12 protein-coding genes are annotated in these 14,197 nt (G+C 41.8%); 4 read left to right on the plus strand and 8 right to left on the minus strand.

Features of this window, described 5'->3' with window-relative positions:
• Positions 1–423: 423 nt before the first annotated feature.
• A complete protein-coding gene (locus tag HUZ36_RS01890) occupies positions 424–1,080 on the minus strand; it encodes a DUF2987 domain-containing protein (protein ID WP_176031857.1) in 657 nt (218 codons plus the stop codon).
• Positions 1,070–1,891 (minus strand): glucosaminidase domain-containing protein, encoded by an 822-nt coding sequence (locus HUZ36_RS01895; protein WP_176031858.1) that lies wholly within the window; start codon positions 1,889–1,891, stop codon positions 1,070–1,072. The genes HUZ36_RS01890 and HUZ36_RS01895 overlap by 11 nt, the downstream gene beginning before the upstream one ends.
• 257 nt (positions 1,892–2,148) lie before the next feature.
• On the opposite strand from HUZ36_RS01895, the gene HUZ36_RS01900 reads away from it, so the two are divergent.
• Positions 2,149–3,441, plus strand: a complete 1,293-nt coding sequence (locus HUZ36_RS01900; protein WP_176031912.1) for an anti-phage deoxyguanosine triphosphatase — start codon at positions 2,149–2,151, stop codon at positions 3,439–3,441.
• A 170-nt stretch (positions 3,442–3,611) separates the two neighbouring features.
• Here the strand turns inward: HUZ36_RS01900 and HUZ36_RS01905 are convergent, their stop codons facing one another.
• Positions 3,612–4,844, minus strand: a complete 1,233-nt coding sequence (locus tag HUZ36_RS01905; protein ID WP_176031859.1) for a DEAD/DEAH box helicase — start codon at positions 4,842–4,844, stop codon at positions 3,612–3,614.
• A gap of 192 nt (positions 4,845–5,036) precedes the next feature.
• On the opposite strand from HUZ36_RS01905, the gene HUZ36_RS01910 reads away from it, so the two are divergent.
• Positions 5,037–5,297, plus strand: coding sequence for a hypothetical protein (locus HUZ36_RS01910; protein WP_176031860.1), 261 nt, complete (start codon positions 5,037–5,039; stop codon positions 5,295–5,297).
• 208 nt (positions 5,298–5,505) lie between these two features.
• On the opposite strand, the gene putP is transcribed toward HUZ36_RS01910, so the two are convergent.
• Positions 5,506–6,987 carry a sodium/proline symporter PutP gene (putP, locus tag HUZ36_RS01915; RefSeq protein ID WP_176031861.1) on the minus strand — a complete coding sequence of 494 codons (1,482 nt, stop codon included), beginning with the start codon at positions 6,985–6,987 and terminating at the stop codon, positions 5,506–5,508.
• 415 nt (positions 6,988–7,402) lie between these two features.
• Here putP and HUZ36_RS01920 point away from each other — a divergent pair, with 415 nt between their 5' ends.
• Both HUZ36_RS01920 and HUZ36_RS01925 read left to right on the plus strand, forming a co-directional pair.
• Complete coding sequence (locus HUZ36_RS01920; RefSeq protein WP_128729891.1) at positions 7,403–8,623, plus strand: EAL and HDOD domain-containing protein; 1,221 nt, start codon at positions 7,403–7,405, stop codon at positions 8,621–8,623.
• Between the two features lie 91 nt (positions 8,624–8,714).
• Positions 8,715–10,733 (plus strand): TonB-dependent copper receptor, encoded by a 2,019-nt coding sequence (locus tag HUZ36_RS01925; protein ID WP_176031862.1) that lies wholly within the window; start codon positions 8,715–8,717, stop codon positions 10,731–10,733.
• A gap of 417 nt (positions 10,734–11,150) precedes the next feature.
• On the opposite strand, the gene HUZ36_RS01930 is transcribed toward HUZ36_RS01925, so the two are convergent.
• Genes HUZ36_RS01930 through HUZ36_RS01945 form a run of 4 tightly spaced genes read right to left on the minus strand, consistent with a single transcriptional unit; the run spans position 11,151 to position 14,196 of the window.
• Positions 11,151–11,882 (minus strand): MlaA family lipoprotein, encoded by a 732-nt coding sequence (locus HUZ36_RS01930; protein ID WP_125251983.1) that lies wholly within the window; start codon positions 11,880–11,882, stop codon positions 11,151–11,153.
• A complete protein-coding gene (gene ccmI / locus HUZ36_RS01935) occupies positions 11,883–13,136 on the minus strand; it encodes a c-type cytochrome biogenesis protein CcmI (RefSeq protein ID WP_176031913.1) in 1,254 nt (417 codons plus the stop codon).
• A 26-nt stretch (positions 13,137–13,162) separates the two neighbouring features.
• Positions 13,163–13,627, minus strand: a complete 465-nt coding sequence (locus HUZ36_RS01940) for a cytochrome c-type biogenesis protein (protein WP_147390788.1) — start codon at positions 13,625–13,627, stop codon at positions 13,163–13,165.
• A complete protein-coding gene (locus tag HUZ36_RS01945; protein ID WP_176031863.1) occupies positions 13,624–14,196 on the minus strand; it encodes a DsbE family thiol:disulfide interchange protein in 573 nt (190 codons plus the stop codon). The genes HUZ36_RS01940 and HUZ36_RS01945 overlap by 4 nt, the downstream gene beginning before the upstream one ends.
• Between the last annotated feature and the right edge of the window lies 1 nt (position 14,197).

Below are 14,197 nucleotides of genomic sequence, written 5' to 3' on the forward strand. Positions count from 1 at the left end.
AGGCGAGAAAATCTTGTCGATAATACCACTTCCGCACCCTACTCTCGCTGAAGTACCTTTCCCCCTCTAGGCAAGGCAAATTCACTTCCAATAGCTAGCTATTGGAAGTGAATTCATCGCAGTTAGCACTAAAACTGGCTACTAGAAAGGCATTCTTTATCCGCAGATCAGGTTATTTAGTTGTTACATAAGACATTTTTAACGCAGTTAACGTCTGATTTGCTTCTTCAAACTGAGCAGGCAAGTATTAAAGCTAATGGGTATAAGGCAAACTTGGAAACGGGCACCACATTGCTTACTTATGTGACGTTTGGAATTACTGAGGTTTTTGGTGTGATAACATGAGTAAGGGAAAGTTCACTGCGTTTTTGTGCTATAGCTGGCAACACAGTGAACGTGACATATCTATACTTAAAATTAGTGTTACAACGCGAGCCAAGGTTGAACTGATTTAATATCCGCTGCGTTTGCAAAAGGCGCTGTATTATGCTCCCAGCTTGATGGAATGCTAATTTGGCAGTTCTGCGTATTACACTGTGTGGCTGTACTTTTTAAAGCCGCATCATCGTTAAATGTAACGATCACCCCTTTATGCTCTGGTAAAAGGAAGGATAGTAAGTGCTTAATAAAGAAACCTGACAGATCTGCTAATAAGGATTCAAATTCCATCTGCATCTTGTATAAATCAGACCTGCTAATAGAGTCGGCGTGAAATAGCTCTGCCTCTATTTGCATTTTTAGCTGGCATTCTGTATCGCCACCTTGGGTATCAATAATGACTTTCGCTTTATCCTTATCAAGCGCTTTGTCAAACGGCAACAATAATTGTGCTTCTTCAGTAAACGATAGCTGAAAATTGGCCGATTCTGTCACAATGTTACCACTACTAATTTGGCAAGGCTGCATGCTTACGGTGTCGACTAAATAAAAGCCAACTCGAGCAAACTCAAACTCGCCTTTATTCACGACTTTTAGGCGGTCATAAAAACTATCATAAGAAAATGTCACGGTACTAGCAAAAGCAAACGAGCTCCACCAAGTAACCAAAAGCGCCACCGCCACCACTAGTTTATTCTTCATCAAAATACGCTCTGTTGTGTCTGATCATATCATTTAGTTCACTAACATAATCTTCGCCTCGCTCTGAGTAGCTAAGCAAACCAGCGGTTAGTGCCGTTGCTTCTATAGGTACTTTTTCGGCTCTCAAGCCTGCACGTACTCCTCTTAACTCCTTGTACGCTTCATGCGTATTGATATTTCTAAAATAAGATTTAACAGCTGCACGTACTGACTTGAATGCACGAACTTCATGCTCAGCCTCATCAGCACGGCGCTTTGGGATCATACCGCAGCCTTTGGTGTAACACCATTGTCCAAAAAAATTTAACCCGATCCGCGCGAACCGAGAAGTTCCCCATGCCGATTCATTAGCCGCTTGCATTAATGCTAGCTCTTTTGGAATGATATCAACTCGACGCAGTGCTTTTTTTAATGACGCTTCATTGATTTTCTCATTTTTTAAATCGTATTTAGAGAAAATAACAGCAACTTTTTCAACCTGTTTACGTGTCAGTGTTTCGCCAAATTGTAACATCATCAGTGCGATATCAAGTGTTGCACGTTGCTCCAAAATCAGCTTGTTTTCAGCCTCAACATGAGGCTTGATAAAATCAAAAAACGCTTTCTTCTTTGCTTGAATATCTTTAATGGCTGAAAAGTTGGGTAACTTGACACTGTGAAGTGGCTTTTCAGGCACTACTTTAACAATCTCAATTTCTTCCTCATCATTTTCTACAGGTGTAAATTGAGGCTCTGGCTCTTGTAGAAACGGATAAATGAGCGCCCAAACCGTCACTAACGCAACCAATAGTTTAATTAATTTTACTTGCATACCTACTCCCCATTGCGACGCTGTTCTAAAGCAGAGCCTATCTCCTTATTACTCTCAGAACCTTGCTATGATCTACACATAATAATTACTTTCTTCTGTTACTATTTGGTGTAGATCCACTTAATACGTCATAATTTACAGTATTCAAAATAGCGGCCGATAATATCAAAAGCTGCAATTAAACGCGAATTTTCGTGCAGTTATCGTACAAAGTTTAGACGACATCTTGAATTTAAGAAAAAGGAACAAGTAGTATGATGGTTAACGCTTGGCAGCAGCGGCTTTTAGAGCAGAAAAAGAATAGGCCTCATGACAATCGCTCGGCATGGCAGGTAGATCGCTCGAGAATAATCCATGCAGCAGCTTTTAGGCGCTTACAAGCTAAAACCCAAATCATGGCCATAGGCGTAAATGATTTTTATCGAACACGACTAACCCACTCGTTGGAGGTATCACAAATAGGAAGCGGGTTACTGCGTCACTTGAGAAAGCATCACCCTGAATTTGAACACTTTCCTTCAACCAGTCTGATTGAGACGTTATGTCTAGCTCACGATATTGGTCATCCACCTTTTGGTCACGGCGGTGAGATAGCACTTAATTATCTAATGCGTGATCACGGAGGATTTGAGGGAAACGCTCAGACCTTGCGTATTGTTACCAAGTTGGAGCCTTATACCAAAGGTTTTGGTATGAACTTAACACGCCGCACCTTACTCGGATTTATTAAATATCCTGCATTAATCGACACACTCTGGTATCACCAACCAACGCAAACACAAAGTCGAAAATATATACTCTCGAGTGATTGGCTGCCAGCAAAAGGGATCTATCAATGTGACGAATCTGTATTTGACTGGATCCTCTCTCCATTTTCTCAAAACGACCAGACAAAGCTGCAAGAAACTGAGGTGAAAGACTCCTTCCGTCGTAAGACTAAGTTTAAGTCGTTAGATTGTGCGATAATGGAATACGCTGACGACATCGCCTATGCGGTTCATGATTTAGAGGATGCGATTGCAACCGAAACACTCAACGAGGCCGAGTGGCATAATTTTGCGCTTCCTGAATTACATAAACTAGATTCAGCTTGGCTAAAGAATAATCTTGATAGGATCACACAGAGCCTTTTTTCAGAAGATGAATCACAGCGTAAAGACACAATTGGTGAACTGGTAAACCTATTTATTGTGCACTGTAAACTCACCGTCCAAGACTCAGATTTTGACTCAGCATTGCTCCATTTCACCGTTGAGATGGACTCCGAGTTTCAACAGATACTGCAAGTATTAAAGCTGTTTGTATATCAGAGACTTATTCGTGAGCCTAAAATGCAGCAAATCGAATTTAGTGGTCAAAACCTGCTTATTGATTTATTTGAAGTGTTTGCCAGTGATCCCATGCGTTTATTACCCTACACGACTCAAGCACTCTACCAAGAAGCAAGAGATGATACGCAGCAAATGCGCGTTTTGGCAGACTATCTCGGTGGTATGTCAGATGAGTATGCACGAAAAACACATCAGCGTTTATTTACTGGAGAGCGATAGTAATACCGATTAGCTTAATTAAGTGGTCTAAAACCCGATAGTTGAGGCAAGCGTGGGCAGTTGCAAAGGTAATCATTCGCAAAGTTGCGTAACAAATTGCATAGCCTACATTTGCCTGCCCAGCACATTTAGTAAAAGCTTCTTCCCTTGCAAGGTAGAACGAAAACTATTTACTTTCTGCGCTTAGTTCGTGCACCAAGAATACGCTTTTTATCCCGTTGCTTTTTGGACTTACCGGAGTTGCGGCGAGAATCTTTAGGCTCTTTGGTTAAATCAGGCTCATAGCCAGGAAGCCATTGCGGCGCAAATCGTTCATCTAAGAAAATTTCTATTTCTTCCAGCAGCCATTGTTCATCAATACTCACAAGTGAAATAGCTTGACCATTTTGCCCGGCGCGACCGCTGCGACCGATACGGTGCACATAGTCTTCTGCAACATAGGGTAATTCTGCATTGAAAACATAGTTTAGTGAGTCAATGTCAATGCCACGAGCTGCTACGTCTGTTGCAACTAAGACACGAATTTCGCCTGACTTGAATTGAGATAGTGCTTTATCGCGCGCGCCTTGAGACTTATCACCGTGGATGGCGGCAGTTTTAAGGCCATCTTTATTTAACTCTTTGGCGTAGTTATCAGCACTATTTTTTGTGCGCGTAAATACCAGTACCTGATGCCAATTATTTTTGCCAATCAGATGAGAAATAAGTTCACGTTTGCGGTCTTCGTCTACTGAATAGAAAATTTGTGTAACGGTGCTCGCGGTACTATTTTGGGTTTCAACACCCACTCGTTTAGGATTATTTAACCAAGGTTTTACTTGGGATAGCACAGTATCGTCAACCGTTGCTGAAAATAGTAGAGTTTGACGCTCACGCGGCATGGTACGCATGATCCGCTTAATTTCACCCATAAAGCCCATATCTAACATGCGATCGGCTTCATCAAAAACCAAATGTTGAATATTCTTGAGCGTTAAAGTGCCCTTTATTAAATGATCGAGTAAACGTCCAGGCGTAGCAACAACAATATCCACTCCTGCCTTCAACCGCTTTTCTTGAGGACCGATATTCGCCCCTCCATATAAACACACAACATTCAAGTGAGAATGGCTCAGCAATTTCTCCGTGTGTTCAGCCACTTGCTGCGCAAGCTCACGAGTGGGTGTTAACACCAAAGTTCTGACTGATTTTTCACTCTTTACACAGGCACTTAGCATACGATGCAAAATCGGAAGCATAAAAGCGGCGGTCTTACCGGTTCCAGTTTGAGCACTTGCTATGAGATCATTACCACTTAAGATCTGTGGAATACTCTTTTGTTGAATAGGTGTCGGCGACTCAAATCCAAGCTCAGTAATCGCGCTTAGAAGTTCTGGGTGAAGTTGTAATTCGTTAAATGTCATTAATTGCCAATGGTATAATTGTGCTGATAATTAGCAGATTATAACAAAAAAACGAATGCTCGATGCACCTTGTAACACGCTGCATTTATCTATGTTGACTTTTTCATCAGCCAGTTTTACCTTCGATGATTAGACTTTCTAGTTTTCAGTAACGAAGCTAGCATAACATTTCAGATTTATAGGGATATATTCATGAAAACGCAAAATTTTAGACGGATATTATTTTACTGTGCCATAGTCGCACTTTTGCCGCTTTTAGGATTAATCCTCGCCGAATTGTTCACAAGTATTTTAAAGTGTAACGTATCACAAAGAGAGACAGCAAACTGCTCAGTAGCAGGAGTTGATATAGGCATGATTTTAGCAGTGCTTTACACCGGCGGCTGGGTAGGCTTAGTTACGACTCCCATCGCGGCGATATTAGCGCTTCTGTTACACCTAAAAACACAGTAGGAAAACACTGCTTTTACGTCCTACTCTCGCTAAGGTACCTAAATCCTCTAGGCAAGGCGAATTTACGCATCAATAGTCGGCCATTGGAAGTGAACTCAACACAGTTAACGCTAAAACTGGCTGTTAGAAAGACATTAATTATTCGCAGCTCAGATTAATTACAAAAAAGTAGGCTGCAAACATTGTTTACAGCCCGCCTTGCACTCGCTTAATCTAGCGCATTTTCTACTTTATTAAAGAGTGTTGTAATTGCTTTACTTGGCTCTTTTGTCACTAAGCTAACCACAATAATTGCAGCTGTTGCGACGACAAAGCCCGGAACAATTTCATATAGTGTCGCACTAAGCGGCTCACCGTTATAAGTAAATGGTCCGTAGATCCAAACCAATACTGTCACTGCGCCTGAAATCATACCGGCAAGGGCACCCGCAAAATTCATACGAGACCAGAACAAACTAAGCAATACAAGTGGACCAAATGCTGCACCAAACCCTGCCCACGCATTACTTACTAAATCTAAAATTGAGCTATCTCTGTCATATGCCAAATAAATCGCAGCTAGCGCTACAACCACAACACTAATACGACCAATCAGCACTAACTCTTTATCTGTGGCTGCTCTGTGAATAAAAATCTTATAAAAGTCTTCTGTTAATGAGCTCGAGCTAACCAACAACTGAGATGAGATTGTACTCATTATTGCCGCTAGAATTGCTGCTAACAAGAAGCCAGCAATCAGGGGGTGGAAAAGTAGTTGAGACAAAATTAAGAAGATGGTTTCTGCATCTTCCACTACAATGCCCTTTTCGTGAGCATAAGCTGCGCCGAATAAACCAGTACCAACCGCACCTAAAGCTGCAACTATCATCCAAGTCATTCCGATCCGACGTGCTGTAGGCATATCTTTTACGCTTCGAACTGACATAAAACGTACGATAATATGTGGTTGACCAAAATAGCCAAGACCCCAAGACATTGCAGAAACAATACCAATTGCGCCCGCTGAACCAATCCAAGTTAACATGGTTGGATTTAATTCATTCAGGGTTTGCCCAAGAGGGTTATCCAATAGCGAGAAGGTTACCAGTGGCACCAAGATAAGAGCAATAAACATGATGCAGCCTTGAACAAAGTCGGTCAGACTAACTGCCAAAAAGCCACCAAATAACGTATAAAGAACGACTACCCCAGTAGTAATATACATTCCGCTTTCATAGCTAAGTCCAAATGAGCTTTCAAACAGCTTACCACCAGCAACTACACCCGATGAGGTGTAAAGCGTGAAGAATATGATGATAACCAAAGCCGACACAATTCTTAGTGCATTACCCTTGTCCTCAAAACGATTGGCAAAGTAGTCAGGGATTGTTACTGCATCATTGGCATACTCTGTATAAACCCTTAGACGTGGTGCAACCAGTAAATAGTTTAACCATGCCCCAATCACAAGGCCAATTGCAATCCATGTACTACTGAATCCAGTTAAGAACATCGCACCGGGCAGACCCATCAAAATCCAGCCACTCATGTCTGAAGCACCTGCTGACAATGCCGCTACGCTAGGGGGTAAGCTGCGACCACCCAGCATATAACCTGACACATCACTGGTGGACTTTTTATATGCGTACAACCCTATTCCCAACATTGCAATGAAGTAAAGTGCAAGTGAGATTATCGTACCTATCTCCAATTTAGCCTCCTAAGTAAGTTGGGCTCTTCTCCAAATGTGAGCTTTATAGTGCTCAATTATTTGATTTATAACTCACTTTGAATAAAAGCCAAAACATAAAGGATCACTATAACATGCTGCTACTTCTCACCCAACCTCCTGAGACCAGTGTACTTTGCTATATCTTCCTTTGAAGCGTTCAGGGATCTGACGTTTGGATGCAAAATGAGCTGACTCTTCATTTTTAGTCACTGAAGGTTACTCTATGATCTAGCCAGCACACTTTGAAGGTGATGACGCGCTTTCAGCGTGAGGTTTACACATTTGGCTAGTGCATACTTTACTCAATCATTACAAACTATGTTTCCCTGCGTGACCTCGTAGCACTTTTACCTTATATTAAAGCCAATATCATTTTGTTTGGACGGTAGTATTTATGTATTTTTACACGGCTCGTCAGCCCATTTTTAATGTCCAAAGGGAGTTGATTGGCTACGAATTATTATTCAGAGACAGTCTGAATAATGTATTTCCCGAGATAGATGGCGATGAGGCCACAAGCCGCCTGATTGAAGGCAGCCAGTTCACTTTTGGTCTTGATGATTTGACCAATCAACACCCTGCCTATATTAACTTTACGCTGGAAACTTTATCCAAAGGTTACGCCCAAATGCTATCCCCAGAGCAGGTCGTTGTGGAAATACTGGAAACAGTACAGCCAGGAAAAAGACTGCTCGCACACGTTAAAGAACTAAAAGAAAAAGGTTATACACTCGCATTAGACGATTACCAACACCAAAATGTATGGCGGCATTTTTTTCCTTATGTTGATCAAATAAAAGTCGACTTTCTCTCTACCAGCACAGACCAAATCAATATCATCAAAGCAGCCATTAAAGATTTCCCTAACATTGACTTAGTTGCCGAAAAAGTAGAAACATACGAACAATTTGAATTGGCTAAATCTCTTGGCTTTAAATTCTTTCAAGGCTTCTTTTTTGCTAAACCAGAAATGGTAAAAACCAAAGCATTAGCGCCTTCAGAACTTGCAATGGCGGAGCTTCTGTATGAAACGTCAAGTGTCGAGCCTGATCTTGCACGAATTACGCAAGTGTTTGAGCGTGATGTGAATCTTAGTTATAAGTTATTGCGCTACGCCAACAGCGCTGTGTTTAAACGTAGAGCTGAGATTTCAACAATAAAACAAGCATTAGTTGTACTGGGTAGCATCGAGTTAAAGCGTCTTATTTCATTACTTTTTGCATCGCAACTTAACACTGAAAAACCAAAAGAACTACTGTCTCTTTCATTACTACGAGCTCACTTTATGGAAGCCGTTGCCACCAAAGCTGGCAAAGTTTCTGATACAGGCAGTGCATTTCTTATTGGCATGATGTCACTTATGGATGCAATATTGGATGATGAAATGGCAACACTCTTGACTAAACTGCCATTATCTCAAGAGATAAAGGCCACACTGCTGAAAAAGCCAAGTCAGTTTGGTATTTACTTAGATCTTGCAGAATCAATGGAAAAAGGAGATTGGGATAATGTTGAAACTGTCTCAAAACCTTTGGGAGTCTCACCTGAGCGCATTGCCCAGCTATATCAATCGTCGCAGTTATGGAGTGACACCCAAATAAAAGCCATTGAGTAATATGCAGCGGACTGCGACAATCTGTCGCATCCCACTACCATCATGAAAGCGATAAAATAAGCTCACAAAAACAATGGACTAATGTGAACTTATGAAACGCACGCTACTTTCTCTCAGTATTCTTTCTCTTTTATCGACAGCCAGTGCAGATGAAATAGAAAGAATTGTTATTATTGCTCCAATGCAAACACCGCTCACCCTCTCCACTGATACCAAAGCGGTACGCCAGCCTCTCCCAGCACAAGATGGTGCCGATTTACTGTCTTCTATTTCTGGTTTCTCTTTGGTTAAAAAAGGTGGCGCAAGCTCAGATCCGGTATTTAGAGGCATGGCTGGTTCAAGAATTGCAATTATCGCCAATAATGGACAAACGCTTGGTGGCTGTGGCAATCGAATGGATCCTCCTACCGCTTATATTACCCCTCAATCATATGACACTTTAAAAGTAATAAAAGGGCCTCAAACCGTTCTTTATGGTCCAGGTAATAGTGCAGCAACGGTTGTTTTCGAACGTGAAACTGATCGTTTGGATAAATCAGAAATAGTAGGTTTTGCAAATGCTGTGGTATCTAGCCAAGGTCGCCATAGCGTAAATTCAGATATTAAAGTTGGCAATCAAAATGGTTATGCACGTGTCGCAGCGAATTATAGCGACGCCGATGACTACGAGGACGGCAGTGGAGTCGATGTTCACTCAGCCTATGAACGGTGGAATATAGATACAGAGTTTGCCTACACACCTGATGATGACTCATTTTATTCCTTAACTTATGGCGTGAGTGATGGTGAAGTTGCCTATGCAGATCGTATGATGGATGGCAGCTTATTTGACCGAGAAAATATAGGTCTGAATATTAAATTATCTGCTTTGTCTGAAATGGTTGATGAGCTGAAATTTAATGCCTATTACAACTATGTTGATCACATCATGGACAATCATAGCTTGCGTCGATTCGTCCCCAACATGATGATGAAAAAGCCAACTTCTTCTAACCCTGATCGAAAAACATATGGTGCAAAGCTGACACTCACTTCGGATATCAACAGCAAACATACATTTATTTATGGGTTAGACTATCAAGAAAACGAACACCGCAACAGGATCAGTCGTGATCAGTATAATAGTCCAGTAGAGACAATGCCTCGTCAACTTGACGCTGAGTTTAGGCAGTTAGGTATGTTTGCTGAGTTCGAGTATGAATTAAGCAATACAAGCCAATGGGTAACGGGACTTCGCATTGATGATTGGAAAAGTGAGGATCACCGCACCATGATAAGTGCGATGATGACAATGAAACCTAACCCAACAGCGAATCAAACAAGAGAAGACACCTTATATAGTGGCTTTACTCGCTATCAAGCGCAATCTGAAAACAGTAGCTACTTTATTGGTTTAGGAAGAACCGAGCGTTTTCCAGACTACTGGGAAGTGGTTGGCAGCAATAGAGGCAGTGAAACAGCCATTTCGGCTTTTAATGTCGAAACAGAAAAGACAACGCAATTAGATGTTGGCGTTGTTCATCAATTTAAAGACATTAATCTCAGTGCCTCTGCATTTTATAATCAAATTGATGACTATTTGTTGATTGACAATATGTTCAAAAAAATGAATATGACTTCAAAAGTGACGCGTAATATTGATGCTGAAACATTCGGCTTTGAAGCGGAAATAAGATGGCAAGTCAGTAAGGCACTACAATTAACCAGCAGCCTTGATTATGTTAAAGGTAACAATTTGACCGATAATACAGCACTGGCACAGCAGCCGCCTTTGCAACTGCGATTTGCCGCAACGCAGGAGCTGTCAGACAAATGGCAAATAGGTGGTCTTGTACGACTTGTTAAGCGCCAACACAGAATCGCTATTGGGCAAGGCAATATTGCCGGGCAAGATACATCAACCACAGCCGGTTTTGGTACTTTCGCATTAAATACTAGCTATCAATATAACAATGCTATTCAGCTCAGTGCCGGTATTGACAACTTACTTGATAAAACATACGCAGAACATTTGAGCCGCTCTGGTGCTGCGGTAAGTGGCTATGAGCAAATAGCGAGGATCAACGAGCCTGGTAGAACATGGTGGGCAAACTTGAACTGGCGATTTTAATAGACCTAAATATAGGTGCTCATACGTCTATGCTCTGCTACAAGATATATAGTTATACGTATTAAAAGGTAATAATACCAATTTGACTTAATACTTGCTCAATTTGAAGGAGTAAATCTGACGCTAACAGCGTTAAAGATTTCTTATTTAGAACAACTAAATAGCAAAATTTTTGCCTTGCCTATATGGATGTAGGTACCTTAGCGAAAGCAGGACGCGGTAGCGGCGTTATCGACAAGATTTTCTCGCCTCAAAATAGACCGCTTAATTAAGAAAATTGGTATAAAACCTACCTCGTGAGCATCTGAAAATATAAAGGTCGGCATTAGCCGACCTTTATGTTTACTAGCTTAGTCCATTGCTCCAGTTTGCTTAATTAAGCAGCTTCTTTTGAGCAAGTGTTAAGAAAAAATATAACTACAAGTTTTCTAAAAAGTTTTCATCAAAATCATCAGGCTCTTCCTCTAGTGGAGGGTTACCATCATATAGCTCATACAGTTGACGCTGATAGTAAACATCTTTTAAGAATGTATATGGATCTAATGATTCATTTAATAGCTTTTCTTGCGACATCAATGCCGCTCTGGCCTCCACTGCCCGTAGCGCAAATACCAGTATGGTTTGCGGCGTACTGAGCGCAATTTCAGGCAACACTAGATTATCGACTACATCACCTGTTAAATTTCTTGCTGTGGTAGGTCCCATGCCTGGCACCATAATATAGGCACCATCACCTACTCCCCACACGCCAAGGGTTTGACCAAAGTCTTCATCTTTCAACTCCAGTCCGAGTGTTTTTGCTACATCAAATAGACCAAAAATACCAACGGTTGAATTGACCAAAAATCTAGCTACATTTATGGCCATGTGATCTGGCTTGCCTTGCAGCGCAGCATTCACCGCGTCAGTCGGCGCGGCAATATTTGTCGTAAAGTTGACAATACTACTTCGCACAGGCGCAGGGGTAACTGACACATACCCCTTAGCCACGGGGCGCAAAATATAAGCATCCAAAACATCCATATTAAAATCATATAGAGGTCGATTAATGGATTGTAATGGGTCTCGTGGATCTTTTTTCTCTTCTGGTACTTGCGCACAACCAATGACGGTGAGCGCTAGTAAACCTGTGAGCACAACTTTAAGCATTTATTTCCCTGTATTTGTTAAGACACGACTAATCTCGACATTAACCTGACTGCCACCTTGTTTTAGCTCTATCACATTTGAAACCCCTTCCAGCTCACCATCTGATGGCATCACTGAACCGTCATTAGAAATGCGCGCGGTAACCGTAACGTGAGAAAAGTTAGATAAGGTTAATTCAGGCATCATTGCCATACTATCATCCAGAGCAACCGTGATTGGCAAGTTAAAGTTTGTAATTTTCGCCACAGCTAACGGCATCGCTGGACCATTTTGCGCTTTTGCAAAAACAAATAACGTGCTTCCTGACGGAATGTCGCCTTGTAACGCCTCGGCAATGGTAACTGTAGCGCTAATGCTCGCCGTACTATTTACAGCTTCTGGCTCTTGCTGCCCAAGCCTTTGTTCAAGCTCTGCTATACGACCAGCTATCATCTGATAACGAGGATCGTCTTGCGTTAGCTGTGCCATCAGCACTTCAAACGCTGCTTTAGACTCAGCCCAGTCCTGACGTTCATAGGCGATAAGTGCCAAAAGGCTAATGGCATCAATGTTCGTAGGCTCCGAATTCAGGACTTTTGAAAGCATCTTGGCTGCGCGGTTCATGCTCTGCTCTGACCCTTCAATCAACAATGCCTGACTGTAATTAACTAAGACATTATTATTATCAGGCTGCATTGCTAATGCTTTATCAAAAGCTTGCGTTGCCATTTCAAAGTCACCCAACGACATTGCCACACGCCCCAGTAACATCCACGCCACTGCATCATCACCGGCAGTGGCAAGTTTTGTTCTAAGCCCTAGAGCAAAAGCTTGTAATTCATTAGCATTTAACGGCTCACCAGTTTGCATTACAGCTCGCTCGCCATACTCTGGAAGATTTTCAATAGCTTCATTCCAGTTAGCGATTTGTCTATGGCTACCTGTGTAGTAGTAAAAAATCGCTGTTACAAGCACCATAAACGCGATCCCCGTGACCGCTAAAACTCGATTATCACCACGACTTGTTAATGATTGCTCAGGAGACAGCTCATTGAGTAATCTGCGTTTTAACTCGATCACTGATTCATGATAACTGTCTTTTTCGATTCGTTGATTAGCAAGCTCATCTTCGAGCTCTTCTAGCCTCTGATGGAAAATACCAATACGCTCGGCATTGGCGTCATCATCAACCACTACCTTTCTCTCTTTTTTGATAAAAGGAAAAACGACGAACAAACCAGCAAAAACACTAAGAAGCAGAAATAAAAACCACATTTGTGTTAAATCGGTTGAAAATTCACTCACAGCTCACGCTCCTGACGTTGATATTGGTTAATAAGCTCAGCGAGTTTTTGTTCATCTGTGGCATTCCAATCCTGCTTTTTCGCTGCACGCTTTTGGCGAAATACAATAAAGCCAAAGCCAAGCACAATAATCACGACAGGTAGTACCCAAAGCACAATGGTTGCAGGCGTGACAGGTGGCTGGTAATGCACAAAATAGCCATATCTGTCTATCATATAGTCAATCACGTCTTGCTTGGACTTACCTTCGTTCACTAAAGTGATCACTTTATCGCGCAAGTCTTTAGCCACAACAGCGTCCGAATCTGCAATATTTTGATTTTGACACTTAGGACAACGCAGTTCATGGGTTAGTTCTCGAAACGTTTGCGCTCGCTCTGGAGTCGCAAAGTTGTACTTATCTTCTGCGGCCTCGCTTGCAAAACCTACGAACATAAACACAATTAGGATAAGGTATTTCATTGTGTTAACTCCTGATAGATTGGAGCAAACTTGCTGCGCCACACGCGTTCATTAATATCGCCTGTGTGATGCAGTAAGATCTTACCGTTTTTGTCTACTAGAAAAGTTTCTGGGGCTCCCGAAACGCCCAAATCAAGAGCCAAAGAGCGCTCCAAGTCAAGGATATTGAATTGATAAGGGTCACCTGCACGACTCAGCATGCTAGTTACATCTGTCCTTAACGCATTAATGTCGAATTGATCGCCAAAGTCCGGGTCATACGCCTGTTCATAATACAGGCCGATGATCCTCACACCTCGCTCTCTTAGCTCTGTCAGATAGCCAAGCTCTGCGATACATGTTGGGCACCATGTGCCCCAAACATTCATAAGGTATACCTCACCTTTGAGTGAGTCAGCTGTCCAGACTTTGTTACTATCCATTAAGTCTGGTAAAGCAAACTCAGGCATCGTTTGCCCAAGTCGACCTGTCTGAAGCTCTCTCGGATTTCCAAATAAGCCTTGATATAAAAATACACACAAGAAGATAAAGATTAAAAAAGGCACTAAACCTAATAATTTACGGTTCATA

This window comes from Pseudoalteromonas sp. McH1-7 (genome assembly GCF_013366255.1).
GTDB lineage: Bacteria > Pseudomonadota > Gammaproteobacteria > Enterobacterales > Alteromonadaceae > Pseudoalteromonas > Pseudoalteromonas peptidolytica.

What these genes read in the sequence shown, in the direction of transcription:
- HUZ36_RS01890 (WP_176031857.1), bottom strand. Translation starts at nt 1,080, where the DNA reads ATGAAGAATAAACTAGTGGTGGCGGTGGCGCTTTTGGTTACTTGGTGG.
- HUZ36_RS01895 (WP_176031858.1), bottom strand. Translation starts at nt 1,891, where the DNA reads ATGCAAGTAAAATTAATTAAACTATTGGTTGCGTTAGTGACGGTTTGG.
- HUZ36_RS01900 (WP_176031912.1), top strand. Translation starts at nt 2,149, where the DNA reads ATGGTTAACGCTTGGCAGCAGCGGCTTTTAGAGCAGAAAAAGAATAGG.
- HUZ36_RS01905 (WP_176031859.1), bottom strand. Translation starts at nt 4,844, where the DNA reads ATGACATTTAACGAATTACAACTTCACCCAGAACTTCTAAGCGCGATT.
- HUZ36_RS01910 (WP_176031860.1), top strand. Translation starts at nt 5,037, where the DNA reads ATGAAAACGCAAAATTTTAGACGGATATTATTTTACTGTGCCATAGTC.
- HUZ36_RS01920 (WP_128729891.1), top strand. Translation starts at nt 7,403, where the DNA reads ATGTATTTTTACACGGCTCGTCAGCCCATTTTTAATGTCCAAAGGGAG.
- HUZ36_RS01925 (WP_176031862.1), top strand. Translation starts at nt 8,715, where the DNA reads ATGAAACGCACGCTACTTTCTCTCAGTATTCTTTCTCTTTTATCGACA.
- HUZ36_RS01930 (WP_125251983.1), bottom strand. Translation starts at nt 11,882, where the DNA reads ATGCTTAAAGTTGTGCTCACAGGTTTACTAGCGCTCACCGTCATTGGT.
- ccmI (WP_176031913.1), bottom strand. Translation starts at nt 13,136, where the DNA reads ATGTGGTTTTTATTTCTGCTTCTTAGTGTTTTTGCTGGTTTGTTCGTC.
- HUZ36_RS01940 (WP_147390788.1), bottom strand. Translation starts at nt 13,627, where the DNA reads ATGAAATACCTTATCCTAATTGTGTTTATGTTCGTAGGTTTTGCAAGC.
- HUZ36_RS01945 (WP_176031863.1), bottom strand. Translation starts at nt 14,196, where the DNA reads ATGAACCGTAAATTATTAGGTTTAGTGCCTTTTTTAATCTTTATCTTC.